Annotated in this window: 18 protein-coding genes and 2 tRNA genes; 3 read left to right on the forward strand and 17 right to left on the reverse strand. The window is 58.0% G+C overall.

The window, feature by feature from the left end; genetic code table 11:
- Window positions 1-514 precede the first annotated feature (514 nt).
- From DW943_RS07965 to DW943_RS08025, 13 genes are all read right to left on the reverse strand, one after another.
- Window positions 515-1,312, reverse strand: a complete 798-nt coding sequence (locus DW943_RS07965) for a TraX family protein (protein WP_117563997.1) — start codon at window positions 1,310-1,312, stop codon at window positions 515-517.
- Window positions 1,313-1,505: 193 nt separating this feature from the next.
- A tRNA-Lys gene (locus tag DW943_RS07970) sits at window positions 1,506-1,581 on the reverse strand.
- Window positions 1,582-1,609: 28 nt separating this feature from the next.
- Window positions 1,610-2,890, reverse strand: a complete 1,281-nt coding sequence (locus DW943_RS07975) for an aminopeptidase (RefSeq protein WP_117862707.1) — start codon at window positions 2,888-2,890, stop codon at window positions 1,610-1,612.
- A gap of 89 nt (window positions 2,891-2,979) precedes the next feature.
- Window positions 2,980-3,555 carry a hypothetical protein gene (locus tag DW943_RS07980; RefSeq protein WP_055251296.1) on the reverse strand — a complete coding sequence of 192 codons (576 nt, stop codon included), beginning with the start codon at window positions 3,553-3,555 and terminating at the stop codon, window positions 2,980-2,982.
- Window positions 3,556-4,434 carry a phosphoribosylaminoimidazolesuccinocarboxamide synthase gene (locus DW943_RS07985; protein WP_117862708.1) on the reverse strand — a complete coding sequence of 293 codons (879 nt, stop codon included), beginning with the start codon at window positions 4,432-4,434 and terminating at the stop codon, window positions 3,556-3,558.
- A 118-nt stretch (window positions 4,435-4,552) separates the two neighbouring features.
- Window positions 4,553-6,118 (reverse strand): HAMP domain-containing sensor histidine kinase, encoded by a 1,566-nt coding sequence (locus tag DW943_RS07990; protein WP_117862709.1) that lies wholly within the window; start codon window positions 6,116-6,118, stop codon window positions 4,553-4,555.
- Between the two features lie 11 nt (window positions 6,119-6,129).
- Window positions 6,130-6,852 (reverse strand): response regulator transcription factor, encoded by a 723-nt coding sequence (locus tag DW943_RS07995; RefSeq protein WP_006236208.1) that lies wholly within the window; start codon window positions 6,850-6,852, stop codon window positions 6,130-6,132.
- 153 nt (window positions 6,853-7,005) lie between these two features.
- Entirely contained in the window at window positions 7,006-8,217 is a 1,212-nt protein-coding gene (locus tag DW943_RS08000) for a twin-arginine translocation signal domain-containing protein (RefSeq protein ID WP_117862710.1), read from the reverse strand.
- The gene (locus DW943_RS08005) at window positions 8,217-8,480 is read right to left on the reverse strand and encodes a TIGR03905 family TSCPD domain-containing protein (protein ID WP_089572560.1); all 264 of its coding nucleotides are present in this window, start codon (window positions 8,478-8,480) and stop codon (window positions 8,217-8,219) included. Before DW943_RS08005 ends, DW943_RS08000 begins: the two co-directional genes overlap by 1 nt.
- 113 nt (window positions 8,481-8,593) lie before the next feature.
- Complete coding sequence (locus DW943_RS08010) at window positions 8,594-10,393, reverse strand: GGDEF domain-containing protein (protein ID WP_117862711.1); 1,800 nt, start codon at window positions 10,391-10,393, stop codon at window positions 8,594-8,596.
- Window positions 10,390-11,226 carry an ABC transporter substrate-binding protein gene (locus DW943_RS08015; RefSeq protein ID WP_158551316.1) on the reverse strand — a complete coding sequence of 279 codons (837 nt, stop codon included), beginning with the start codon at window positions 11,224-11,226 and terminating at the stop codon, window positions 10,390-10,392. The genes DW943_RS08010 and DW943_RS08015 overlap by 4 nt, the downstream gene beginning before the upstream one ends.
- A gap of 141 nt (window positions 11,227-11,367) precedes the next feature.
- Window positions 11,368-12,714, reverse strand: a complete 1,347-nt coding sequence (gene purB, locus DW943_RS08020) for an adenylosuccinate lyase (protein WP_117646134.1) — start codon at window positions 12,712-12,714, stop codon at window positions 11,368-11,370.
- Window positions 12,715-13,273: 559 nt separating this feature from the next.
- Window positions 13,274-13,348, reverse strand: a tRNA-Gly gene (locus DW943_RS08025).
- Window positions 13,349-13,645: 297 nt separating this feature from the next.
- On the opposite strand from DW943_RS08025, the gene DW943_RS08030 reads away from it, so the two are divergent.
- Window positions 13,646-17,077 (forward strand): SpaA isopeptide-forming pilin-related protein, encoded by a 3,432-nt coding sequence (locus DW943_RS08030; protein ID WP_117862712.1) that lies wholly within the window; start codon window positions 13,646-13,648, stop codon window positions 17,075-17,077.
- A gap of 66 nt (window positions 17,078-17,143) precedes the next feature.
- Here the strand turns inward: DW943_RS08030 and DW943_RS08035 are convergent, their stop codons facing one another.
- On the reverse strand, window positions 17,144-17,362 hold the full coding sequence (locus tag DW943_RS08035) for a hypothetical protein (protein ID WP_022094153.1): 219 nt from the start codon (window positions 17,360-17,362) through the stop codon (window positions 17,144-17,146).
- A 21-nt stretch (window positions 17,363-17,383) separates the two neighbouring features.
- On the reverse strand, window positions 17,384-20,530 hold the full coding sequence (locus DW943_RS08040) for a hypothetical protein (RefSeq protein ID WP_117862713.1): 3,147 nt from the start codon (window positions 20,528-20,530) through the stop codon (window positions 17,384-17,386).
- Between the two features lie 198 nt (window positions 20,531-20,728).
- Here DW943_RS08040 and DW943_RS08045 point away from each other — a divergent pair, with 198 nt between their 5' ends.
- Both DW943_RS08045 and DW943_RS08050 read left to right on the forward strand, forming a co-directional pair.
- A complete protein-coding gene (locus DW943_RS08045) occupies window positions 20,729-21,751 on the forward strand; it encodes a YafY family protein (RefSeq protein WP_117647825.1) in 1,023 nt (340 codons plus the stop codon).
- Complete coding sequence (locus DW943_RS08050; protein ID WP_117862714.1) at window positions 21,738-22,655, forward strand: YafY family protein; 918 nt, start codon at window positions 21,738-21,740, stop codon at window positions 22,653-22,655. The genes DW943_RS08045 and DW943_RS08050 overlap by 14 nt, the downstream gene beginning before the upstream one ends.
- Here the strand turns inward: DW943_RS08050 and DW943_RS08055 are convergent.
- Both DW943_RS08055 and DW943_RS08060 read right to left on the reverse strand, forming a co-directional pair.
- Entirely contained in the window at window positions 22,652-25,546 is a 2,895-nt protein-coding gene (locus DW943_RS08055; protein ID WP_117862715.1) for a helicase C-terminal domain-containing protein, read from the reverse strand. The genes DW943_RS08050 and DW943_RS08055 overlap by 4 nt on opposite strands.
- Window positions 25,540-26,505 carry a D-alanine--D-alanine ligase gene (locus tag DW943_RS08060; RefSeq protein WP_117862716.1) on the reverse strand — a complete coding sequence of 322 codons (966 nt, stop codon included), beginning with the start codon at window positions 26,503-26,505 and terminating at the stop codon, window positions 25,540-25,542. Before DW943_RS08060 ends, DW943_RS08055 begins: the two co-directional genes overlap by 7 nt.
- Between the last annotated feature and the right edge of the window lie 17 nt (window positions 26,506-26,522).

Consider the following 26,522-nt stretch of genomic DNA (forward strand, 5'->3'; position numbering starts at 1 on the left):
CGCGCGGCAAGGAGATATATTGCCAGACCGGAGGGGCGCCGGGGGCGGGAATCGCGCACTCCATATTTTGTTCACAAATGAATAGGTCCCTCAGTCACGTCACTGAGGTTATAACTGAAGCATCAGCTTCTGATATTGGCGGTGACCAGCTGGTTTATAGATGTTGAGGCATCGGTCATCTCTGGAGCGCCACTTTACTCCAAAAGCATCGGTTATTTGTTTCCCGTCGGTAAAAGGCAGGTTTTGTTCGCCAAGCGTTCCTATATATAGAAGTTCGGGTTCGAACCGTGCATCGGTAACAAAAAAGCGACCAGCCGGAGCCGATCGCTTTCTATTCTATGCTGGAGCATCCAGAGGGGTTCTTCCGAACTCATTTTCTCGCTGCCATTCATGCTTTCGAAGCATCTTTCTACAGCCCTCGTTGTCTATCCTCGTATCTCACAGGTCTTCCGGAAATTCACAAGCAGTCTTAGGGTCAATTTAGTTCTGCTTTCAGAGACTTGTTTGAGAGTTTTTAAAGACAGTTCAAAACAATAAGTGAGACACCATAAAGCAGAGCAAGATGAGCCGGATAGAAAATGTAGAAGAAATATTTGAGCTTCAGCCCTCGCTTGCCATTATAAAGATTGATAAGCAGCAACGAAACGACCGCGGCAGCAACATCAGGATTAAATATATTAGCTGTAGCAAACTCAAATCCGCCGCCAACTATATGGCATGACGAAAGGAGCACTGCGCATACTGCAGCAAAGAACATCTTGGCCTTGCTGTCGTGGAATAAATAGAATGCAGCCACAAGCAGAATGCCATACACACCGCCATCTAGTTTAGTGTATTCAGCTGCCAGTGCTGTCAAAACAATCAGAGCAGTTTCTGCGATGTACCTCTTCCATTTTGAAAGGCTTTGTATCTTTTCCAGAATTATCAAGAAGACCAAGCAAAGCAGGAGCTCACACATAACATTTTGTTGCCGAAGGTCAAATAGTTGCCCGGTTTGAACGAAATCGTATATGGGCTCCGCAATGATTGCGAAGACAAGCATATTTCGCAGGTACCTCTTTATGTCATGAGTATGCAAAAATCCCTCAACTATCAAAAAGCAAAATAAGGGAAATGCAATTCTGCCAAGAACATGAAGCACATCCGAAGCCTCGCTTAGAATCGCCCACTGTTCGTCTGATATCTGATTGTACGATGCGTGAGTCATGATTCCATTGGTCAGGACGATCCTGCTTACATGATCGAGAACCATCGAAATGGCCGCTATTATCTTTAATGTGCTGCCGCTAATTCCGTATCTATCTGTTTTCATTTCGTTTTCCTTTCTTTGGGTGGGCCGTCAGAGGTTCGGCCTGCTCTGCAGACGGCCGCTGCGGCGCTTCGCGCCTTGCGCGCTGCGCTGGCAAACGCTCACGCGTTTACTCAGCTCCGCGCCCTTTCGGGTTCGAACCCATGTCGCGGCAACAAAAAAGCGGCCGGCATCCGCCAGTCGCTTTTCTATTCTATGGTGGGCCGTCAGGGGTTCGAACCCTGGACCTTGGGATTAAAAGTCCCCTGCTCTGCCAGCTGAGCTAACGGCCCGCGGGTGGCATTGTACCACGGTCTGGGGCTATTCCCAACTCCATTGGCCGTTCTGGAAAATCACAACTTCACGTCCATCAGGCGTAATGCCCGTAATATCGATATCGTCCGTGCCGATCATAAAATCGACGTGCGTGCTCGAGACGTTAACGCCATGCTCCAGGAGCTCCTCCTTGGACATGTCATACCCACCCTCGATGCATTCGGGGAAACCGACACCCAGCGCGAGATGGCAGCTAGCGTTCTCATCATAGAGCGTGTCATAGAATAGAACGCCACTTTCACGGATCGGCGTGTTCTTGGAGATAAGCGCGACCTCACCCAGATGAGCGGCACCTTCATCGGTGTCAATAATGCTCGCAAGCGTCGCCTTACCCACGCGGGCATCGTAGTCCACTACGCGGCCCGCCTCGAACTTAATCCAAAAATCGTCAACCTTGTTACCGTGGTGAATGAGCGGCATAGCCGAATACACGATACCGTCGGCACGCATACGATCAGGCGAGGTGAAGACTTCCTCGGTGGGAATGTTGGGGAAGAAGGGGTGCCCATCGGGCGTCTTGCCCTTGCCGCCGGCCCACTCGTGACCTTTCGTCATGCCAATCGTCAGATCGGTTCCATTTGCCGAGGTGTAATGCAGGTAGTCGAAACGATTGTCGTTCAGGAAACGCAGGTTCTTTTCGAATGCGGCGTCATGGAGTTCCCAGTCGCTCTCCGGGTCCTGGCCATCGGCGCGAGCGGTATGCAGAATCGCATTCCACAGCTTATAGATTGCAACCTCATCGGCGTCTCCCGGGAACACCTCGCGCGCCCAGGCAACGACCGGCGCGCCGGCGATGCACCACGGGTTGATGTTGTAGTCCAGTCCGCGGCGGAAGACCTTGCACTGCGTGTTCCTTGCCTTAGAAGCTGCAGCAGGCTTAGCGGGATCGATGCCCTTAAGAGCGGCAGGGTCCGCACCCTCGATAAAGATAAAGCAGGCACCATCCTGGGCCAGTGAATCAAGCTGCAGGCGCTTCCACTCGGGCGTCTGCTCAAAATAGCTTTTCTCGACATGCTCGTACGTGAGCCTCGTCACGGCGTCATCGGCCCAAATAACCGTCACGTGACCGGCACCGGAGGCATAGGCCTCCGCGACCACCACGCGCGCAAACGGCGCGCACTCGACCGGAGACTGAACGACAACCTCCTGACCGGGCTTGACGTTTACGCCCTTGCGGACAACCAGGCGCGCATAGTTTTTAATCTTGGACTCTAGGGCCTTCATGCCCTCCAGAGCCTCTTCGACCGTCAGGGCAGCTCGAATCATGTGCCACTCCATCTATCTATAGAACAGTAAAAAGGCGCGCCGCAAAAACGACGCGCCTTATATCTTAGCGATAAGTATGCATGCAAACGCTACTTCTTCTTGGAGTCCTTCTTGTCCTCCTCGGCAGCCGAGCGCTCGATAAGGGCGTTGAGCTTGTTCTCGGACATGCCCTCGGCCTGCGTGCGGTACATGTTGCGCAGGGGACGAATACGAACGAAGTCGTAGATGAAGTCACCCAAAATGACGACGTAGGACAAAACAATGCCGACCATCTGGACAGGGCTGGACACCATGCCAGCGGGAGCGAAGTACAGCGAAGCCCAAATGGCCACGACGAGCACCATGCCGATAGTGAGCACGGCCCACCAGATGCGGCGGCGCTTGGTGTAGTCCTCATCCTGCTTGAGAAGGATATTCGACACCGTGTAGATGCGATCCTCCTTGGCGCGCTGCTTAGCCTTGCGGGCGCGCTTCTCCTCTTTAGAGAGGCCCTCGAGGTTCTCGCCCTTCTCGAGCTCTTTGCGGCGTGCCTTAGACGAAGCCGGCACGACGCGGACAGAGCTCGCTGCCTGACGGGCAGGCTTAGCGGATGCGGCGGACTTGCGCGCAACCCCGGTAACCTCGTGGGATTGCGTGCGCTTGTTCGTGGCGCTACGGGTACTCACTTATGCGTTCTCCTTCATGCTTGTGAACTGGGAGCCCGTGATGATCTGGAAGGCCTCGCGATAGCGCTCGGACGTGCCATCGATGACCTCGGCGGGCAGGTGCGGGGTCTCCCCCGTCATATCCCAGTTGGCCTTGAGCCAATTGCGGACGAATTGTTTGTCGTAGCTGGGCTGGATCTTGCCCTCCTCGTAGCTGGCAGCAGGCCAGAACCGGCTGGAATCGGGCGTGAGGCACTCGTCGATCAGCGTGACCTTGCCATCGATGACACCAAACTCGAACTTGGTGTCGGCAATGATGATGCCACGGGTCGCGGCGTACTCGGCAGCGGCCTTGTAGATCTTGAGGGAAAGGTCGCGAATCTGCGTGGCGATGTCCTCGCCCACGATCTCGCAGCAACGATCGAACGAGATGTTCTCGTCGTGGTCACCGATCTCGGCCTTCGTGGACGGCGTGAACAGCGGCTCAGGAAGCTTGGAAGCCTCGGTCAGGCCCTCAGGCAGCTGGATGCCGCAGACGGTGCCGTTCTCGTCGTAGGTCTTCTTGCCCGAACCGGTCAGATAGCCGCGGACGATGCACTCGATAGGAATCGTCTGGGCCTTCTTAACCAGCATGGCGCGGCCGGCGAGGTAGTCACGATACTCAGCAAACTCCTCAGGGAAATCCGCCGGGTCGATGGAAACGAGGTGGTTGGGAACGATGTCGGCAAACTTATCGAACCAGAATGCCGAGATGCGGTTGAGCACCTCTCCCTTAAACGGAATCTCGTCGGGAAGAATGAAGTCGAACGCAGAAATGCGGTCGGTGGCGACCATCAGCAGGTTTTCACCGGCATCGTAGATATCACGAACCTTGCCACGGGAATCCGGACGACGCTCCATCGTTGTCACGTGAGTCACTCCTTACCAAAATACGACAGTAATGCGGGTTCTTTCCCGCACGTTTTCGCAAACTCGGAGCGGCAGGGATGAAACCCCTCCTTCACCGAATAGCGAAAAGCTAGTGCTCCATTGTAGTAGATGCTGCGTCTGCCGTGTGCTCGCGGGGCAGATGAATTGTAAAAGTCGTACCCTTTCCAAGCTCCGACTCCACGGATATGTATCCATGGTGACGCTCGACGATCTGCTTGGTCACGGCGAGGCCAACGCCCAGGCCGCCAGCTTCGCGGGCGCGGCTGGCATCGGCGCGCCAAAAACGACCGAAGATGCGCGACAGATCGTCCTTGGCGATACCGATGCCCGTATCCGAAACCGCGATATCGACGTGCTTGCGGTCGCTGAGCACCGACACCACGACCCAACCCCCCTCGGGGGTGTAGCGCATGGCGTTGCTCATGAGATTGATGACGCATTGTGTGATCATGTCGGGATCGGCCTCGACGACATCGTCGTGACCCTGGGTTTCATCTGCAAAGCGCAAGCGCAGATCGCGGTCAACAAACAGGCGCTCCTGAGCGTTGACGATGGAACGCACGAAGGGAACCATGTCCACCGGCTCAAGGTTGAGCGGCGCTGTGCTGTTTTCCATGCGCGATAGATCGAGCATCTGCTGCACCAGACGGGCCAGGCGACGTGTCTCGGATGCAACGGTTTCCAGATGCTCGTCGTCGGTGGGATACACCCCATCCTGCATGGCTTCGACTGTCGCGAGCATGGCCATAAGCGGAGTACGAAGTTCGTGAGCCACGTCTGAGGTCAGGCGCTTCTCGTGTTTCATATCCTTCTCGAGCGAAGTGGCCATCTCATCGAAGGTCTCACCCAGCTGATCAATCTCGTCATCACCGCGCAAACCAGTACGAGCGGACAGATCGCCATCGCGAATTTGCTTGGCCGTGCTCGTAATACGATGAATCGGCTTGGTGAGCATGCGCGACACGAGCGATCCGATAACGACCGAAATGCAGACGGCCACAACCGCAGCAAGGGCCATGGCATTAAAGGTCTTTTCTCTGAATGCTGAGTCTGCCTTGGTGAGCAGGGCATCGGAGCCAATCGCCCACAATTTGACCTGACCCACGTGCTCGCCGGAGGACGTCACGATCTCAACGTTGGCAACACTATTGGAATCGGTGGGAGCAGACGAGACCGGGCTGTGCGATGCCTTCTTTCCGCTCGTACCGTCGGTCGTCGCCTGATTTTCGCGCACATCGGCAGTAGCGCTTGCCGAGGGCCACGAGTCGTCGTAGACGATGACGCCCTTTTTATTGACGACCTGCATGCCAAGATCGTCGGACACCAAGCTCGATGTCGCGACCGCACGCAACTCCCCCGCGGTCCAATTGCCGTTTTCCTCGTACGACGTCGCAAGCTTTTCGGCTGCGGAATTGGCGATTTCAACGATATTGGAGCGCGTGTAATCCGAAAAGACCGTGCCCCACACAACAGAGACCACGCCCACCAGCACCAATACCGTCATGAGCGATGTCAGAGCAAAAGCAAGTGCCATGCGCGAGGGATAGCTCATCGTTGGCCGTGAATCGGAACGAGGCGTGTTCCAACTAGCCTTGGAACCCGCCTCGCTCTCCTGCTTGTGCTTTTGTCCGATTTCAAAGCGCGCAGGTGTCATATATGATTTCCCTATTTCTCGTCCGACTTATCGGTCTTGGCCGGAGCCTCGAAGCGATAGCCGACACCGTGGACGGTGTAGAGCCACTTGGGCTTCTTGGGATCATCGCCCAGCTTGGCGCGAAGGTTCTTCACGTGGCTATCGATGGTGCGCTCATAGCCCTCAAAGTCGTAGCCGAGCACCTTCTCGACCAGCTCCATGCGGTTGTAGACGCGACCGGGGTGACGGGCAAGCGTGGTGAGCAGCTTAAACTCGGAAGCCGTCAGGTCGACTTCCTTGCCCTCGACCAAAATCTTGTGGCCCGAGATATCGATGACCAGATCGCCGAAGTCGAGTACCTCGACGGCTGGCTCGTCGGCCTGATGGGCACGGCGGAACAAGGCGCGTACGCGCGCGACAAGCTCGCGCGGCGAGAACGGCTTAATCAGATAGTCGTCGGCGCCGAGCTCAAGACCGATAATACGGTCCTCGATCTCGCCCTTGGCAGTCAGCATGATGATGGGGACATCCGAGGTATCGCGAATGGTGCGGCAAACGCGCTCGCCGGGGATCTTGGGGAGCATAAGGTCGAGCACGACCAGGTCAAACTGATGCTTCTCGAACTCCTCGATCGCGGACTGGCCGTCGCCGACACCCACAACCCAGTAGCCTTCGCGCTCGAGATAGGCAGCGACGGCGTCACGGATTGCCTTCTCATCCTCGACCAGCAGAATCTTTTTTGCATCTGAAGCCATAACACGGCCCCCCTGTCTCAATTAGCTAAGAACAAGCCCATTTTAACGCACCTGAGCCCGCCGGATGCCACTATGACGCGGCAGCTCGGCGGGCGGTACTCACAATTACAACGCGTTTATTCCCCTGTTGGCGCCTTTTTAACCCCTCTAAGCTTAAAGAGAGAATAGGCGTGCGGTGACCGTCTCGGGTATACCCTGGCTGTTGCGCACCGTGGCGTACGTAAGGAATGAGTCCGATTTTCCCGCCGTAGCTGGATAATCGCCATATTCCAAAGCGCGGTCGGGCGACAACAGCGAGCCATAGGTCTTGGCAGAGGTGTCGATGAGAAAATGCGATGCCTGTACCTTAACGAGATATTTATTCTTCTTGCCGGCAGCACATGCGAGCGGCTCGCGGGACAGAAAGAGGTATGGCCCTCCCTCATTACCGATATACGTGCCCATGTTGCCCAGGCTGCCCACGCCACTATAGGTCGCCTCGATAGAAAACACGAAGGTATCGCCCATATATACGGCCTCGAAAGGCGAGACTGACGAGGGAAGGACTAGCTGGGCACGTTTGGTGTTGTTGCCATCGGTCAGATCGATTGCCGTTATGCCATAGTAGACGCCTTCGTCGTTGCGGACACGCGGCGAGATGGTCAAAATGCCGTCGCTCGCGCGCGGGGCCGATGCAAAGCGGCCCATCGATTTCCAAATTACCTCGGCCTTGGATTCATCAAGCGAGCGACGATAGCAAAACGAATCACTACTCGTTTTATTGCCGCCTGCCGAAGGCATTTTATACCAGATGACCGACGACCCATACGCTGTGAAGAGCGGCGGATCGTAATTATCGCCACCGCGATCGAGCTCGACAGCGTTGCCGGTAAGGGAGGAGCCTGCAAGGTTTTGCGCATAGAGCTTCCAAGACGCATTGGCAAAGTTCATCTCGACCCACGCGAACACGCCATCACCCGCACGAACGTCGTAAAACGCATAACCGGTTCCCTCAACGGGATCCTCGATAAGTGTGGTAAGCGAGCCATCGCCCAGGTTAAGCACACCAAGCGTATTGGCATGCAGGGCAGAAGCAGGCGCCATCATCGCGGCAGCATAGTCGCCATCGCAGTAGTACAGCAGCGTGCCCAGCGGCAGCGTCCACGAGGCCGCGGGCTCAAGATCGATATCGACAGCTTCGTACTCATCAGTGATCGAGACAATCTTCGAATCGTCCTTGATAACCTGTGGCTCGCCAGCGGCGTCATCGCTGGTACCCGTTTTCTTTGAGCATCCGGCAAGCACCGTGGCAGCGCCCGCGGCAGCCCCTCCGAGCACAAAGCCGCGGCGCGATATTCCGTTCTTGATCTGGTCGGCGATACTCATTAGGCGATCTCGGCGCGAGCGGCCTCGATAGCGCGCGTGAGCTGATCGGCGCAAGAAGTCTTCTTCATACCGCAGGTGTTACCAGCGAGAACCTCGATGACGCGATCGGCAGGAGCACCCTCGACTAACTTGGAGATTGCCTTGAGATTGCCGTCACAGCCGCCGGTAAACTCAACGCCCAGCACCTTGCTGCCATCGTCAGAGAGATTGAGGTGAATATTGCGAGAGCATACACCCTGCGGCTTGTAGTCAAAACTAATCATTGAGATCCCCTCTCAGAAAGAAATTTCAGACGTCTATTATCCCCGCCTGAGCCGACTTATGATCGCAAGCACCGATTCAACATCCTACGATGCGTGGACTCGTGGGGGCAAGATTAGCAGTCCGCACCCTGTGCGTGGACCGTGCGCTTCTCCCGATACATATTGTGGTCGGCGGCACGATATACATCGGCCAGCGTATTTCCAGCCGTCTCGACGGTCGCCACGCCAATCGATGCGCTGACCGTCAGGGCCTCATCGCTTACCGCGGCAAGACCGAGACGAAGATCCTGTTCCAGCCCGAGCGCAGACTCGTTGTCAGTATGGGGGCAAACCAGCAAAAACTCGTCGCCGCCAAGGCGCATCGGCAGATAATCCGCACCAGCCACCCGCCGCAGCACGGACGCCGTCCGTCGCAGCAGTTCATCCCCCATCTCGTGACCATAGATGTCGTTGGTCCGCTTGAGATAATTGCAGTCCAACATAATCACGCTCACGGGCAAGTCCTCGTTTACCAGGCTATCTCCGCGCGATTCAAGATAGTTGCGGTTGCGAAGCCCCGTCAGTTTATCTTGGTATGACAGCTCCTCGGCATGCTTGACCATCGATATGTTGTGCGTCGCCACGACGACCGACTCCAGCCGGCCTTGCTCATCGCGATGCTGGGGGACAACCTGTAGCGAGTACCAAGCGCCTCGACAATCTCGCACCTCGGCAGCCAAGTACGGTACGCCCTCCATACGTTCACGAAGAGTGCTTATATCTACGAGCCCCACGACCGCTTCGCGGCTTTCGGGGCTCACGATATCCCGGCAGACCGTGTCCATAAAGTCATATGCCTCGCTGTGCTCGGCAAATATCTTCGCTATCGCCGGCGACATATTGATCCCCTCGATCTCGAGGGTGTCGAGATGCAAAAGGAAGGTCGAATCGTAGATGGCGCTTATGGCATTGATAATGCCGAGCTGTTTATCCTTTTCGACCAAATTGCGGTGGTTAACGATATTTCGAGCCAACAGCACCACGACCCAAAACGCAAGGCTCACCAAGACGCCAGCAGCGACAAATGAAATCCTGTCAGACATGACCTCAGATTTGGGATATAGCGCAAACAGGCGGTAGTCCTTATATGCCGCACGCACGGCATACCATTCGTCTCCTCGATATTCGATGCGCGTCAGGCCGTCGTCTTTCCACTCAACTCCTACGCTGGTGAGGAGTCGGGCGAGCGACACGTCAGCATCGGCACTGTTGGATGAGACAATCTCCGCATCCTCCATAACAAGCACCGTGGGACCCTGGTGGAAGGTACTGTTCGAAAGCACGTCGGCTATGGCATATGAATAGTCGTCCGCCGTATCGGAAACAAGTGAGCGGTATGCCAGGGCAACGCCGTCGCCATACGGAACAGCACAGACGGCAAAAACGACACCACGGCGCTCATCGACAGTTGAGTAGGTCACTTTGGAACCTTGATACATCGATGCGACCGGCGAACAGGCCAACTCATCTCGCCACAACATAAGCGGATCGCGACCATCGATGTCGTAGTGGGCAACCATATGGCCATCGGAGTCCATGACCATCAGCCCCGAAAGGTTCTCGGCATGGACAAATCGCTCGATAAGATCGTCGTTAACCTCAACGCGATCAGAGGACAGGAACGTCGCAAACGATTCGACCGCGGCGAGCAAATCGTGCGTCGCCTCGGTTTTTCTCCCCTGTTCGTAGCGGTCATATTTTTCGCAAGCGTTCTCCAAAAACACCATGGTTTCTTGGCCAAACCCAAGCGTTTTTTCGAGGCAGCGATGGGTTCCAACCGTATACAACAGGCCTAACAAGACGGCGCTGACAATAACGCTGGCAGCTATGACGTTCAGAGTCTTTCGACTCAAGCGGTGCTCATCAGTTGTCATGAATTTCCTCCTTGCCCGCCCGTCGTCGCTCCTGTCTTGTAATTGCCCACAATACGGTCAATCGTGCCATCTCGATCCATGTCGAACAGCGCGGTATTGAGATCCTTTACGACCGATCCTTCATAGCTGTCATCAAACGCGACGCCCAGGTCAACCGTCATAACATTGTCGGCAAACACACGGTAAACGCCGGGATACTGAGCAACGAGTCGGTCAAGCGACTGGACATCCGCCATCCAGCAGTCAACGTACCCTTTGACTAGAGCGGCTTTGCAGAGTTCGGCAGAGCCATATGATTTGATTTGAACGTCCGACGAGACCCCCAGATCCCCCGCAAGCAATCGGCGTTCACTCACCGAACCCGCAATCACCGCAATGGTCTTACTTCCATCGAGATGTGCCAAGGACTTGATGCCACTCGTTTTCTTGGCGGCAACCGAGACCGTCACGGTTAGATACGGCTCGGTCCAGTAATACTTATCCTCGCGATAACAGGGAGAATAGTCACACCACAGGCAATCGATATCACCGTTTTTGAGCAGCCGGTCGCGATCGTTCCAGTCAATATCGACAAACTGTGGCTTGAGCCCCGCACGCTTGCAGGCCTCGCGGGCGATGTCGATATCGATACCGGCGTAATCACCCGTGGTATCGACATACACATAGGGGTCGTTATCCGTAACGCCGATTTTGAGCACCGGGAGATCTCTATCGGCTTCATTCGAGGAGGAAGAACTGCTTCGAACGGTATACGTCAGGGCGCCCGCACAGACGGCAACAAGGAGTATGAGCGTAAACGAGACGATGGTGGCCCGCTTGATGCGTCTGGGCACGTGCCCCCTTTCATCGAAACAGCAGTCGGAGTTCATTTTATTACCCGGGCGCATATGCGACAGTAAAAAAAGCGCCTCGCCCAAGACGGGCAAGGCGCCAAAGGTTGAAATGCATCCGCAAGCGGTCGAATTAGGTTAACCCTACTCGAAGTTCAGCTGCTCCAGGCGATCGAAGACCGTATCGATGCGGGTGAGGAAGTCCCACGGATCAAAAATCTCGTCGAGCTTCTCCTGGCTGACGGTGCAGCGCGGATCGGCCTCGAGACGCTCCTTAAAGGTGGGGCCAGAGACACAATCCTGCACCTCGTGCCAGGTGGCCATGGCGTTCTCCTGCACAATGGCGTACGCATCCTCGCGGGTGATACCCGTATCGACGAGGGCAAGCAGGACCTTGGAGGAGAAGATGAGGCCGCGGGTCTTGTTGAGATTGGCCATCATGCGGGCCGGATACAGCTGCAGGCCGTCGATAACGCGAATGAGGCACTGGAACATATGGTCAAGCGCGATGAAGCTATCGGCCTGGGCGACACGCTCGGCGGAAGAGTGCGAAATGTCGCGCTCGTGCCACAGGGCGACGTTGTCGAAGGCGACCTGGGCGTTGGACTTCACGACGCGCGACAGACCGCAGACCTTCTCCATGGTGATGGGGTTGCGCTTGTGCGGCATGGCGGAGCTGCCCTTTTGGCCCTTGCGGAAGGGCTCCTCGGCCTCGAGTGTATCGGTCTTCTGCAGGTTGCGGACCTCGGTCGCGATGCGCTCGCAGGTGGCCGCTGTAGTGGCAAGCACGCCGGCAAGATAGGCGTGGTGATCGCGGCTGATGACCTGCGTGGACAGCGGGTCGTGAACCAGACCCAGGTGCTCACAGACGTACTCCTCGACGAACGGCTCGATGGAGCTGTAGGTGCCGACGGCACCGGAGATGGCACCGAAGGCAACGTTCTTGCGAGCATCCTCAAGACGATCAAGGTCGCGCTTGAGTTCCCATGCCCAAGAGCCAAACTTCATGCCGAAGGTCATCGGCTCGGCATGGATGCCATGGGTGCGTCCGGCGCAGAGCGTATTGCGCTCCTCGAAGGCGCGGCGCTTGCAGATCACGCCGAGCTTCTTGACGTCCTCGATAATCAGGTCACACGCCTGAGTAAGCTGATAGCACAGAGCAGTATCACCCAGGTCGGAGCTGGTCATACCGTAGTGAACCCAGCGACTAGGCTTGGGCTCGCCCTCGGGAACATCGGCGTCGATATATTCCTTCATGTTGGTCAGGAAGGCGATGACATCGTGGCGCGTGACCTCCTCGATCTCATCGACCTTCGCCTTCTCAAAGTTGGCATGGTCGCGGATCCACTGGGCTTCGTCTTTAGAAATGCCGATCTTGCCGAGCTCCGCCTGGGCCTCGCAGGCCAGAACCTCGATCTCCTGCCAAATGGCATACTTGTTCTCGAGGGAGAAAATATGTCCCATCTCCGGGCGGGTATAGCGATCGATCATAGCGGCTCCTTTTTGGTTATTGGCACGTTGGTCGTAACTCAACCATTGTACCGTGCGCGGGTGCGAGTATGGGCAGCAGGCATTAACCTAACATTTTGGAATTGGAGCGGGCATGGGGACATCCGCGTATTTGCTTCGCAAATCCGCACCGGCTGCGATCGATCTCCTCGGATTCACGGAGACGATGGGGAAGACTTTGTTGAATTGGCCGTCCCAAGGTCTCCCGCGCTCGATGGAGCGGGCAACGGGACGTCCGCGTATTTGCTTCGCAAATCCGCACCGGCTTCAGGCGGAAAAACTTGGCCCTACGCACACGCGCGGGCAAAACGGGTTGAATCTGACGCTCCCGGCTGTCTCCCGTGCTCGGTGGAGCGGGCAACGGGACATCCGCGTATTTGCTTCGCAAATCCGCACCGGCTGCGGTCGCCTATCGGCGACCTTGCCTGCTCGCTATAAACGCTTCGCGTTTATTTAACGCTCGCACCCTGGCGGGTTCGAGTCCCGGCACTTTATTGAAAAAAGCACGGCACCGTGATGGCGCCGTGCTTGTGCTTTTTACTGGAGCGGGCAACGGGACTCGAACCCGCGAGTGTCAGCTTGGGAAGCTGATGCCTTACCACTTGGCGATGCCCGCTTATGTGTTGGCTAGTATAACGCGGTTGTCTTGTTCGATACAAGGGTGGCGATGCTTGTTTTAGCTGTGGAGATTCGTTTGAAAATCGCATCAATTGTGGAGACGAGGACCTTTGGCCTCCTGTTCTCCTTATCTTCTACCTGCGCTTTTGCCTGATTGTTGTATTTGAGCTCAATTTGTCAGGAATTGGGCAAGCTTTTGGTCAGGCTCCGGTACTTACCCGCATGAACCTCGGGGGTAGCCTCATCCTACGCGTCGCAACCTCCTCATGCGGCGCACGAGGGATAAGGAGCAGCCATGTCCAACGCACCCACGCACTCTGTCCACAGCGCAATCGCAACAGGTCCGCTGCTCCTGCTCCTCTTCCTGCTTTTCGGCTGCCTGGCACCGGGAGCCGCATTTGCCGTCGATGGCTACGACCAGCTCGGCTTCCGCACTATCAGCGATGATTGTGGGCCCTTCTTTATCGGCAAGTATGAAGCTCAAGACGCCTCGATTGCCTACTGCATGAACCAGGAGCGTCCCGGCCCCACCAGGCCGGGCGGCCCATGGCTCAACTTTGATCAAGGCTGGGTGTGGCTCGACGACGAGTTCGCAGCAATCGTTTGTCACGGATATCCTACCGCCACGTCGTTTGGCGGTTACCATCTTTCACCCGATCGCGCCCGCGCCGCCACCCAGCTTGCCGTATGGATGCTCAACGGCACTACCCATGTCGACGGCACCTACTCCTACACGACCGCTCAGGGCAAAACCAAGAGCGGGCACTTTACCGCCGACAATGAAGTCGTGGCGGCTGCGCGGTGGCTCCACGACAGCGCAAAATCAGGAAGCATCAAAGCCGCTCCGCACCGCGCGCGGCGCTATCTAGGAACCGTATCGGGCGGCAGCAGACGTCAAGACATGCTCTATGTACTGCCAACGGTCTCTGTTTCCTTCCAAAAGCAGTCTGCGAACACTGTTATTACCAGCGGAAACAATACCTATCAGTTTACCGGGGCAACATTCGATATTTTTGAGAGCGCCAGCGACGCACGTGTCGGCACCATCCAGATGGACGGCAACGGTCGAGCACAGGCAACACTCCTACCCAACACGGCATACTACCTAGTTGAAACGAAGGCGCCGGCCGGCTATGTCCCCCGCCCCGATCGCGTTGCCTTTACCACGGGGAATGACGGCGGGCAGGTCGCCATCGATGAACAACCCGGCGCCATCACCCTGCATGTCGTAAAACTCGATGCCGCGACGAATGCCGGCCCCCAGGTGGGATCTTCACTCGCAGGAGCAGAGTTCACGTGTGTGTCGCAATCAACCCCTGGATGGTCGCAAATTCTCACGACTGACGAAAGCGGTCGGGCCACCCTCACCGATGTCCCCCTGGGAACTTTTACCATCTATGAGTCAAAAGCCCCCGAGGGCTACCTGCCAGCCAACGACAGCTGGTCCTATACCGTTGGAGCCGACCAGCTCGGTGATTCAGGCGTGGTCGAGATCGAATCGCGCATTTCCGATATCCCCATTGCGTTTGACCTTGAGATTTCAAAATTCAAGGACTACGGCAATAGCGATCAATCCGGCCTGGAGCAGCCGGCAGGAGATGTTGTCTTTGAGGTTGTCAGTAACAGCTCTCAGCAGGTTGTTGGCACACTGACCACAAACATCTATGGTTTTGCCTCCACCAAAGATCAGCCCGAAGCATGGTTTGGCGCAGGCAAGCGACCCGCCGGTGTCCACGGAGCCATCCCATACGACCGCGCCGGCTACACCGTTCGTGAGGTTCCGGAAACCGTCCCAGAGGGTTTTAAACGTGCGGGGGAATGGACCGTCGAGGCCAATCAGATTTCCGACGGCGCCGAGCTTCAATATATCGTGGACAACCACGCCCTGTCGACGCATCTCCAGATTGTAAAACGCGATGCCCAAACAGGCGCCTCTGTTCCCCTAGCCGGATTCACCTTCCAACTCCTCGATAGCAATCACAAACCTGTCTCACAAACATGCTGGTATCCAGCATATAACGTAATGGACACCTTTACGACTGACGCGACCGGCACCGTCACACTGCCCGAATCGCTCATGCCGGGCACCTATTATGTACGCGAAACCTCGGCCAAAGAGCCCTATCTTGTCGGCGGAGAGATCGAGGTAAACATACCCGCCGATATAAACCTAACGCCCGTTGCAATCGTCTCGTATTATAACCACGCCGCGACCGGAAACATCAGGATCGTTAAAACCGATGCCGTAGACGGCAGCAGCCTCGCGGGCGCCACCTTTGAGATCCGTGCCTCAGGTGATATCGTGCGCCCCGACGGTAGCATTGCCGCGCTCGACGGTGAGACTGTCGCTACCGTCACGACGGATGAAACTGGAGAAGCACGCGCGGACGACCTCCCGCTGGGATCTGGCACCGCACGCCACGAGGTTGTCGAGACTCAAGCGCCGACCGGCTTCTTACTCGACCGGACGCACCATATCGTCGACCTTACCTATGCCGACCAGAAAACACCCGTTGTGGAAGCACGGCTTAACGTATCCGACGATTACACCAAGGTTGATATCTCCAAGGTCGATGCAAGCGGAGAGCAGGAAGTGAAAGGCGCACAGCTCACCTTATATGGTCCCGATAAAACCGAAATAGACTCCTGGACCTCATCCGACAAGCCGCACCGCATCGAACATCTTGCACCCGGCACCTACTCGTTGCGCGAAACGATGTCTCCGCGGACCTATGACCTTGCCGAGGAGATAACGTTTGAAATAAAGGATACGGGAGAAGTCCAATCCGTCGCGATGAAGGATGCGCCCATCGAGATCAAAGGACAGGTCGACAAGCGTCAGGAACTTGTCCAACCTATCGGGAAGGGTCTGTTGGCTAACGGCGATGGAAAAAACCGCGCCGCGATGCAAACCAATACGGATGGGCTTTTCTCCTATACCATCGATGCTCGAAACGATTCCGCTACTTGGGTTGATGAGTTTACGATTACCGATGATCTTGAGTGCGCCAAAGACGGCACGGCGAGATTCGTCTCAATCGAAACCCCCGTCGCCATCGGCGACCTCAACGGTCTGTGCAACGTGTGGTATCGCACGACGCCGTTGGACTCGACAGACGTCGATGAGCCGGCAAACGCGACGCTTGACGATGGGCACGAAAATCCTTGGCTTGAGTCCGACGAAGTAAAAGAGAGTCTGGGTGAAGATTGCCGCCTCGTCGATTACGACGGCTGGCACCTCTGGAAGGCGGATGTCTCGACCACGGAATCCGCCACACTCGAGGCGAAAGAACTCGACCTTGCATCCAATACCGTCGTGACGGGCATTCGCATTGAATACGGTGCGGTAGCCGCCGACTTTACGACTCGAAGCGATACGGATTCTTGGACCCGTGATGATCTCAAAGATGAGCACGACGACCTTGACGATGCCAAAGCAATCCTTGGCACAGATGCTCGGGGCGCAGTCGTGCACATGCAGGCAACGTCGGCTTACACACCCCAAACTGCACTCACCAACAGCGCACGCGTCGATCTTTGCCGCAACGGCGGCGGCGATAAACTTGAGTCACATGACGAGGACAGTGTCATTCAACGCTGTACCCTACCGCAGGACCTACCGGCAACAGGATCAGCTCCCATCGCCGCTTGCATCACCGCGCTCCTGACCTCGGGTGCCGCAGCCCTATGGCTCGCTCGCCTTAGGTCAATCCCAAAGAAGCGCTAGAGCGATGAAAAAGCGGGCGAGCCAGTCCCCCGGCTCGCCCGCTTTCAATCATTTAAATCGCCGCATCTACTCTGCAGACGAAGATCCACCATCAACGATTGCTTGCTCGGACTCAGGAATCCCATCGGCACCCGTGCTCTGTTCTTGCTCCACCTCTTCGCTGATTGCGGAGGCGGGGGTCGAGCCCTTCGCGCCCACGATGTAGGCAGCTCCAAACCCTAACGCAATGGCAATCAAGGTCAAAATCACGTAGACAGGCCAATGGCGCTTAATATACGAAAACACGTTGACTCCTTAGAGCTCCGTCTACGAACGGCGGATAACCTCGGTCACGACCTCGGATACCGTGGCAATGTTCGTCGGGTTGACATTGTGGGGCAGGTCGTCCTCGGTACGAGCGCAAGCCAGACGCGTGCCGTCCACGCCGGCGATGGTGAGGGCTCGGCGGCTCGCCTCGAGGGCGGCGTAGGCATCGGTCTTGGCATAGGGCATCTCGAGCGCGCCACAATCGACATGGAACGACTTGCACACCTTGCTGACCAGGTTCATGATGCGGCGATCGCCCTTGAGCAGCTGCTGTTCGCCCTCAACCGTCACCACCGAAAGCCTACCGGCGCCGACGGATTCAAGATTGATGAAGAAGACGCCGCGGAGCTTATCGCGATGCGAAGCCAAGAAGGCCTTCATACCGGCGCCATCACAATCCGAGGCGCCCGTTGCCACAAACCAGATATCGTGACCGAGCAGCTCATCGTCGCCCATAGAGGCGACAGCCGAGAGCATATCTTCGGAAGAAGCGCCGTCGGAAGACGTAGCGCCGCCCTTCCAGCCATCGTTATCGTCCTCGAAATTATCCCACGAACCGATGCCGCGACCGGACTTCTTGGCATCGTAATCGTCTTCGACGCCCAGCCAATCACTCATGCTGTCCTGTTCGTTTTTCTTTTTACGACCGAACAGGCCGCCCAGGCCGCGCTTGCGAGACTTGGGCGTCGCCGGGGCGGGAGCCGAAATGGTCTCGATCGGCTGAGCGCCCGACGCAACGGGCCTAGGAGGCGCAACGGGTGCCGATGTTGGTTCGGGACCCTGAGCGGTAGCAAAGGGGTCGTTGACCTGTGCGGAGGGGTCGGGAAGGTCGAACAGCGACGTGCGAGACGCAACGTTTGCCTGCTTCATCGACGGCAGCGACGGATCGGGGACCGAAGCCAGCGGTGACGAGGAAGGTGCAGGCGACGGAGCCGACGCCGGATCGGGAACATTCACCTGCGGACGCGGTGATGCCTGGGAGGAAATCTGGGCCATAAGGGAATCGACCGTTTCGTCCTGGGTGGGAGCAACATCGGCAACCGTGGCACCGGAACCACTCGGGGTCGGCATGGTGAAAATCTGCGTGGAGTAAGGCCTCGACTCATCTGTCTCGGGAGCCTCGGAAACCGCAGGCACTTCCTCCTGCTCGACCTCGGTCGAATCACCTTGATCGGCTGCCGCGTATTGCTCTTCGTCACAGTTGACCTCGACGGGCTCGTGCCCGGCGGCATCTTGGATTTCGGCAGCATCAATAGGCTCGTCATCGTCTGCCGCGTCGCCCTGCTCATCGGAAACAGGAAGGGGCTCGGCAATCGCGGTGCCTTGCTTTTCAAACGTTATCGTGGAATCGAACTGCGCGGCATCAAACGACATGGTGCTATCGACGTGCTGCTGAGCCTCAAAGGACGTTGTAGCTTCGGCGGCGTCGACAGGCACGGACTGCATAGCCTCGTTCTGCTCGAACTCTTGCGCCGCGCGCTCACGTGCCGCCTCGGCTGCCTGCTGCTGAGCGATAGCCTCCTGCTCGGCAGCCTCGCGTGCGGCAACGCGCTTCCCCTCGAAATCGTCGACAAATTTCCTGCCCTTTGCAAGCGCACCCTTAAAGAAGTTGGAAGCGCTGGCGCCAATCGAAGAGAACGCGGATGCAATATCGGCATGGGGCGTTGCCGCGGGAATCTCGGCCGAGAAATCAGTATCGCTCTCGTAAGACACGCGCCTCGGCTGTTCAGCGTAATCGTCGTCAGGCTCGTCCCTAACGTCTTGCGCCGGCGCGGCGGGAGCCAAAATGTCCAGTCCTGCCGCGGGATCGATCGCGGACACCGCCTCGGGCTCGGCAACGGCAGCGGCAACCGCGGCAGACTCATCATCCACGGCGACAACGGGCGCAGATGCAGTCACGACGGGGGCAGGCTCGGGCTCAAACGTCGGCTCCTCGCCTTCCTCGTAATCGAGCGTGCAGGACTCGGGAAGCATTCCGAGTGCACGGATGGCATCCGAACCAAAGCGGATGTTGCCGGCGGCATTGCGATAGAGCCTGGGCTCGGGCTCGGCCGCGACAGGCTCCTCCGCCGGCTCGGCAGTGGGAACCTCGTCATTGAACTCTTCGGCCTGGACAGCCTGATTCTGATCCTCGGGCACGATGGCGCCAATCAGCGTCTCGTCGGCAGACGCACCCTCAAAGCCCTCGATCTGCTCGTCGAAAGCCTCGCCCTGTTCGGGCTCGGTCTGAGCGTCGGGAGCAATCGGCTGACCGAACTCGTCCTCGGCGTAGGTAGGCTCTTCATACTCGATGGTGTTGCCGTAGTCGTTTTGCTGTTGGGCCGCGGCATACTCCGCTGCTGCGCGCGCCATCTCCTCGGCACGACGCTTCTGCTCCCCAAAATAGGTATCGAACGGAACATCGTCGGGAAACTCGTTTTCGCCCTGGAAGGGAGCAACGTTGTCCATAACGCCGAGCATAGCGGCGACAGAAGACTTGTTGCACACTGCGCCGGACGTATAGGGAAGCACAAAACGGTTAGAAATGATGTTTGCCGCGTTGGCGAGCGCAACGAGGGAAGCGAGGATCGCGACAATCCACAGCAGAACCTTGAGCGCGCCGGGGAGCGGCAGGATACGCAAGATGGCAACGGCAGCAGGGGCAACCGTGGCAACGGGCAACAGCTTGGCGATGAGCGCACGATACGAAGCATAGGGCTCGCGGGCGAGCAGCTCAGCACGGGGAGAGTCGTAGTGTGCGACAACGACCACCGGGCGGTTGCGCGGAGACGCGAGCGGGCCCGAGGCCTTGTGGTAGGCGATGACATTTTGGCTCACGCCCGTCTTGCCCAGGCGCGAAACCACGGGGTGGCCCGTGCGCTCGAGCACGTAAAGAACGGCGCCGACAATGGCCAGCAAGGTGCCGACCAAGCCGATGCCGCCACCGATGCCCATCAGCAGGGCGCCGGCAAACGCAAGAATACCGGTAACGGCAAATGCCAACCTGCTGGGCGCCGGGGCATTGAACTCCTGAACCTCGGGATCAAAGCCGTGGTTGCGGAAGATCTGAGCGATATCCTCGGCAGCCAAGCGCTCTTCTTCGCTGCATGCCGGCGTGATGCCGGTGTTCTGCAGCAGGTGGTTAATATAGTTCTGGGTGTTCGCCATGTGCGCTCCACATCCATAATCCGACAAATAGGCCCAATGCATGCACATTAGAACCGTATATAGTCGAAAGTATACCCCGAGCGAGCGCAAACGACCGAATTCGGGCCATCTTAACGCCCCGAGCGGACAAGGATATAGCCTAATCTCCATATCGGACTAAAATCATGGCAGCAAACCACCTTCTCATGCGAGGACTCTATGACGGCAAGCGACGCGACCGCGACAATTAAAAAGGGGAATTCGGAGCCCAGTTTCGATAAAACGGCTCAGCGCATCCTCAATCTTTTCTTTGTGCTCAACAGCTCCCCCGAACCGCTGACGACCGAGCAGATCGTCTTGGATTCTGACCTGGGATATGGCTCGGGCAATATCGACTCGGATAAGCGCAAGTTTCGGCGCGATCGTGACAAACTGCTCGAACGCGGCATCTTAATCAAGGAGGTTCGCCCCGCCGGCGCGCAGGAGACCGAGGAAAGCTCATGGACAATCGACCGCGAGCACACGTTTGCGGCAGGCGGCCTCATCACCGCAGACGACGCCGATATCCTGCTCAACGCTATCGACCAGACAATAGCGGCCGGCTCATCCACTTTTGCCGCGCCGCTTGCCGATATTCGTTCCAAGATTGCCTACCTCACCGGCAGGACGACGGCGGACGAAGCACCGATCCGCCGCTCTCCCACCGTCGATGCGGTATGGAGCGCCTTTGCCGAGCGATGCGCGCTGCGATTTTTATATCAGAACGGACGCGGTGAGCAGAAAGAGCGTACCGTCTGCGTCTACGGCATGTTCGAGCGCGAGGGCGTTGCGTACTTCTGCGGCCTCGACAATGCCACCGACGACATCAGGACATTCCGCTGCGACCGTATCGTTCGCGCTTGGCGTCCTTCGAAGGCCTACGCCATCCCTGCAGACTTCAATCTCAACGACTACCTGTTCTTTGAATTCGATTTTGCCGACCGCCCGCCCGTTGCGGCTACGTTCTCGTTCGCCCCGCAGACGCAGATCGATATGATCAACGGCCTCACGCGCGGGCGAGGTGAGCTCGCACACACCGATTCGGGATGGACTTGGACCGTTGACGTGCGCGATCTTGAAGCCGCCGCCTCATTTTGCATGGCCCACGCCATGGACGGCATGAGGCCCATGGCCCCCAAATCGCTCAAGCAGGCGTGGAACCACCTCATTGAAAGGACGGTGCACGAGCATGCCCGTGCGTAAACTCACCAGCGAGCAGAGGCTCTCGCGCGCCATCGACATCATGGAGGCCCTCTACGCCGCCGGCGAGAACGGCATGACTCGAAACGAGATTTGCAGTCGCTTTGACATCACGGGGGCGTCGCTCGACGAGATTCTCGAGATCGTCTCGACGCTCGCGGACCGAGAATCGGGTGCGCGCATCATCTGCGAATGCCACGGCGAGCGCGTGGTCCTCACCGGTGACGCCGGGCGTGTACTACCGCTGCGCCTGAGTGCCGCCGAGGGCGCTGTGCTCAACCACGAACTTGAATCGTTGGGGATCGAGCCCCAGGCGGCGGCTCGAATTCGACATGCTCTTCTACCCGAAGAGCTCGGCTATAACCAGCACGTCTCTGACACCGTCAACCACGGGTCGCACTGGCAGCAGCTGAGCTGCGCCATTCAGGACGGCGTTCGCTGTCGTATCTCGTATCGCTCGATGGACGATGCGCGGCCACGCGAGCGTCTGGTCGACCCCTTGCGCATTACAGCAAACGGCGACCAAACATATCTGATTGCCTGGGACATCGCGGTCGATGAGCAGCGCACCTATCGCATGGATAAAATCGAGGGACTCGCCTTGACGGAAGACTCCGTCGTGCCTCACGTACCGGACGTTGCATCCCTCCACGATTCCCTTGCCCGGACGCAGCGTAGCGCAAAGCTCTTGATGCCATTCGATATGGCGGAGCATCTGGACTGGGCCGGCATCACCCTCATCGAGCGCAGCGGGACAGACATGGCAACGGTAACCGTACATTACGGCTCCGAGCGTTGGCTGCTGAGCCAGATAATCGCAGCGGGCGGAGCCATCCGCATCTTGGATGACCCCGCCCTGTCAAAGCGTCTGTGCGATATGGCAAAAACCCTCGTCTGTCCGCTTTAGCGCCGCCGCTCGTGGCGTGCACGCCACAGTTGCAGATAGTGACCGATCTGTGCCGATTCGATGCGCTGGTAGGAGCTCGTGGGCAGCGACGTTAAGAACTTCTTTCCGTAGCCCTTCGTCACCAGGCGAGGGTCGGCCAGAATCAGCACGCCGCAATCAGTCGACGAGCGGATAAGGCGGCCGGCCGCCTGCTTGACCTCGAGCACCGCCTCGGGCAGCGAATAGCGCGCCCAAGCGCGGTCTTCGCGCAGGTTGCGCTCGCACGAGAGCGGGTCCGTGGGGCTCGAGAACGGCAGCTTGGGAATGATGACGCAGCGCAGCGTCTCGCCGCTGGCGTCAAACCCCTCCCAGAAGGCCTTGAGCGCAAAAAGCGACGAGGTCGGTTCGTTGATAAACCGGTCGCGCAGGCGACGAGGAGATGAGTTGCGCTGTTGGCAGTTGAGTTCCAGACTCGCACGGGCAAGCTTGGGCTCGACGCGAGCGTACAGCTCCTCCATATCACGCCTGTTGGTGAACAGCGTGAGCACCGAGCCGCCCATGGCAAGATGAGCGTCGACCAGCACACGCTCGAGCGCCGAAAGATAGCCTTCGCGGTCGCGTGGATCGGGAATATCCCCAGCCACAACCACGGCCATATTCGAATCGAAGTCGTAGCTCGAGTCCAAGTGCAGCGATGAAGATGTTGAAGCACCGATGCGATCGAGCCCGACAGCATGGTTGAAGTGCTCAAAGCTTTTGGACACCGTCATGGTCGCTGAGGCAAAGATAGCCGTGTGAACCTCGGGCAGCCACTCGGTTGCCAAGGCCTCGCCAATGTCGATGCGCTCTGCGGTCATCGACTCTCCGCCGGCACGCAGCCTGCGATTGACCTGCAGCGAATACACGTAGTGTTCATCGGTGCCATCAATGATGAGTTTGAGGTTCTCGGCCAGCTCGTGCAGGCGGCGCGAGATATCACCCAGGTCGACAACAACCTCGGGCTTGTCGGCGGCGACGGCTTGCACCAGCGCGTCGACGCTCTTGTCAGCTTGTTCCAATGCGTCGATGCCAGTGTAGGCCGACTGTAAGAAATCATGCCAGTCGTCAGATTCGCGCAGCTCGGGGCCAATCCACAGATTGGCATTGTCATAACTCCCACGCGCACGGCGGCCGAGCTCGCGTACTCCATCGAACACGTCGGCGATCGCCATGCTCGCGCGCGCAACCGTCGACGTCGCCTTGGCAGTAAGGCCCAGATAGAGCGTAGAGCCCTCGGAGGTTGCCAAATCACGGGAAACCTGGCTCAGCGCACCGGCGCTCGAGCCACCCAGGCGCTCAAACAGAACGCGCGATTCATCCGCCGACACCACGCGCGCCCATTGACGGCGTGCCTCGCGCTCGATGGAGTGGGCCTCATCGATCACCCAGTGACGAATCGGAGGCAAGATTCTGCCCTCGGCCGCAACATTGCGGAACAGCAGGGAATGGTTGGTGACCACCACATCGGCATGCGCTGCACGACGGCGAGCGCCGTGGACCAGGCATTTATCGGGGAAGAACGGGCATAGGCGACGGGCGCACTCGCGCGACGCCGTCGTAAAGTCGGGACGGTTGACACTGCGCCAGCGAATGCCGAGCGAGTCGAGGTCGCCATCGGCCGACTGACACACGTACGCCATGATGACCGCGACTGCCGTAAGCGTGTCGGCGGGATCACGCTTAGTCGTAATTTCGACTTGGCCGCGGCTCATGCGCTCAAGCTTGCGCAAGCATGGATAGTGGTCATAGCCCTTAAGGGCGCAAAACGATAGGCCGCCGTCCAGCTGCTCGGCAAGTTTGGGCAGCTCGTGATACATGAGCTGGTCGGCAAGATTATTCGATTTGGTCGCAATACCAACCGTGATGTTGTTGCGGCGCGCGGCCTCGGCAAAAGGCACTAGGTAAGCCATCGATTTGCCGACGCCCGTCCCCGCCTCAATCACGCGATGCGTTCCCGTAACGAGTGCGTCACGGACCTCGAGCGCCATCGCGATTTGCTCATCGCGCGGCTCGTACGTGGGATACATGCGATTAACCAGGCCGCCCGGCGCATAGTCCGCCTCGATTTCCTCGCGGCTCGGCATCTTAAGGACCGGCAGCTCGTCCGCATCAACGCGATCATCGGCCCGATCGGCCTTGAGTACGTCGGCGCGGGCGGCGCTGAGAGAGAAGATGGAACCGGGGTTCTGTCCCGCCAAGAAGGAGAAGATGGGACGATAGGACCAGGGTACGTCGGGGTGCATGTCGGCCAGGCGCGCCATTAAGCCCTGAGGCAAGTCGGTGAGCGCCACGAGTAACACGCGCCACACACCACACAGGGCGTCGACATCGGCGTTGGCGCGGTGCGACACCGAGTCGCAGCCAAACAGGTCGGCCATGAAAGACAGCTTATGCGAGGCCAGGCGCGGAAGCGCGATGCGCGACAGTGCCAGCGAATCGATCCAGATGTCGCTGACGTTGACACCGCCCTTGACCGACTCGATAAACGAACGGTCGAAGGTGGCGTTATGCGCAATCACCGGGCAGCCGCCGACAAAATCGGCGAGAGCGGCCACGGCCTCGACGGCCGATGGGGCATCCACCACATCGGCGTTTGTAATGCTCGTGAGTTCGGTAATCTCGGCGGGAATCAGCTGCTTGGGATGCACGAAGGTATCGAACCGATCGACAACCTCGCGGCCCGAAAGGCGGGCCGCTGATATCTCGATAAGCTCGTTGTCCTGCACCGAAAGACCCGTGGTCTCGGTATCGAGGACGATAACATCTTCCTCGATGAGACCAAACGATTGGGTTTTGGCGCGGTCGGCAAGCGTGGCATAGGAGTCGATGACAAACTGCGGCGTTCCTGACGAAACCGCGTCCTTGATTAGCATGCAATGCCCGCTCGACGAAGGCCCATACGGATCAGGCTGTCACAGACCTGCGGGAACGTCATGTCGTCGGTGTGGCGGATCTCATCCGGATACAGCGACGTATCGGTCATGCCGGGAATGGTATTGGTCTCGAGGATAACGGGGCCGTCCTCGCTCACAATAAAGTCGCTGCGCGAGATACCCAGGCAACCGAGGGCCTTGTGAGCGGCACAGGCAAGTTCCTGAGCGCGAGCGTAATTCTCGGGTGAAATCTGCGCCGGAATGCGATGGATATCCGTAGGGTCGACATACTTCACGTCCAGATCATAGAACTCGCAGTCCTCGGGCTTACGAATCTCGACAATCGGCAGGGCGCGCACGTCATCTTCGCCGTATACGCCGACGGTGATCTCGGTACCCTCGATGCACTTCTCAACCAGCACTTTGTCGCCGTACTCAAACGCCTTGGCGATTGCCGCGGGCAGCTCGGAGGGCTCATGGACCAGGGAAATGCCATAGCTGGAACCGTTGACGGCCGGCTTCACAAAGCAGCGCTCGCCACAAACCTCGACGATATGATCGATATCGACTTCATCGCCCACCTCGAGCGCGAGGCCGAGGGCAATGGGAATGCCTGCCTTGGCGTACAGGAGCTTAGAGACCTCCTTGTCGGCACCGCAGGCGCTGGCAAGCACGCCCGAGGCTGTGTAGGGGATACCCAGGGTCTCCATGGCACCCTGCATGGCACCATCCTCACCGCCGGCGCCGTGCATGGCGATAAATGCCACGTCGAAACCACCGGTCGCCATGGTTACCATAAAATCATCGGCAGCCGTGTCGAGCAGCTCCACCGAAGTGTAGCCGGCCTCCTTCAAGGCCGCCACGACGTTCTTTCCCGAATTGAGCGAAATCTCGCGCTCAGCGGAATGACCGCCCGCCAAGACCGCTACGTGCATGTTCTCTAGGCTTTTACCCGGCATGGGCAGACTCCTCCTCT

This window comes from Collinsella sp. AM44-11 (assembly GCF_003467145.1).
GTDB lineage: Bacteria > Actinomycetota > Coriobacteriia > Coriobacteriales > Coriobacteriaceae > Collinsella.

Bases quoted from the DNA above. Each gene is read 5' to 3' on its own strand.
- DW943_RS07965 (WP_117563997.1), bottom strand. From the start codon at position 1,312: ATGAAAACAGATAGATACGGAATTAGCGGCAGCACATTAAAGATAATA.
- DW943_RS07975 (WP_117862707.1), bottom strand. From the start codon at position 2,890: ATGATTCGAGCTGCCCTGACGGTCGAAGAGGCTCTGGAGGGCATGAAG.
- DW943_RS07985 (WP_117862708.1), bottom strand. From the start codon at position 4,434: ATGGAGCGTCGTCCGGATTCCCGTGGCAAGGTTCGTGATATCTACGAT.
- DW943_RS07990 (WP_117862709.1), bottom strand. From the start codon at position 6,118: ATGACACCTGCGCGCTTTGAAATCGGACAAAAGCACAAGCAGGAGAGC.
- DW943_RS07995 (WP_006236208.1), bottom strand. From the start codon at position 6,852: ATGGCTTCAGATGCAAAAAAGATTCTGCTGGTCGAGGATGAGAAGGCA.
- DW943_RS08000 (WP_117862710.1), bottom strand. From the start codon at position 8,217: ATGAGTATCGCCGACCAGATCAAGAACGGAATATCGCGCCGCGGCTTT.
- DW943_RS08005 (WP_089572560.1), bottom strand. From the start codon at position 8,480: ATGATTAGTTTTGACTACAAGCCGCAGGGTGTATGCTCTCGCAATATT.
- DW943_RS08010 (WP_117862711.1), bottom strand. From the start codon at position 10,393: ATGACAACTGATGAGCACCGCTTGAGTCGAAAGACTCTGAACGTCATA.
- purB (WP_117646134.1), bottom strand. From the start codon at position 12,714: ATGATCGATCGCTATACCCGCCCGGAGATGGGACATATTTTCTCCCTC.
- DW943_RS08030 (WP_117862712.1), top strand. From the start codon at position 13,646: ATGTCCAACGCACCCACGCACTCTGTCCACAGCGCAATCGCAACAGGT.
- DW943_RS08040 (WP_117862713.1), bottom strand. From the start codon at position 20,530: ATGGCGAACACCCAGAACTATATTAACCACCTGCTGCAGAACACCGGC.
- DW943_RS08045 (WP_117647825.1), top strand. From the start codon at position 20,729: ATGACGGCAAGCGACGCGACCGCGACAATTAAAAAGGGGAATTCGGAG.
- DW943_RS08050 (WP_117862714.1), top strand. From the start codon at position 21,738: ATGCCCGTGCGTAAACTCACCAGCGAGCAGAGGCTCTCGCGCGCCATC.
- DW943_RS08055 (WP_117862715.1), bottom strand. From the start codon at position 25,546: ATGCTAATCAAGGACGCGGTTTCGTCAGGAACGCCGCAGTTTGTCATC.
- DW943_RS08060 (WP_117862716.1), bottom strand. From the start codon at position 26,505: ATGCCGGGTAAAAGCCTAGAGAACATGCACGTAGCGGTCTTGGCGGGC.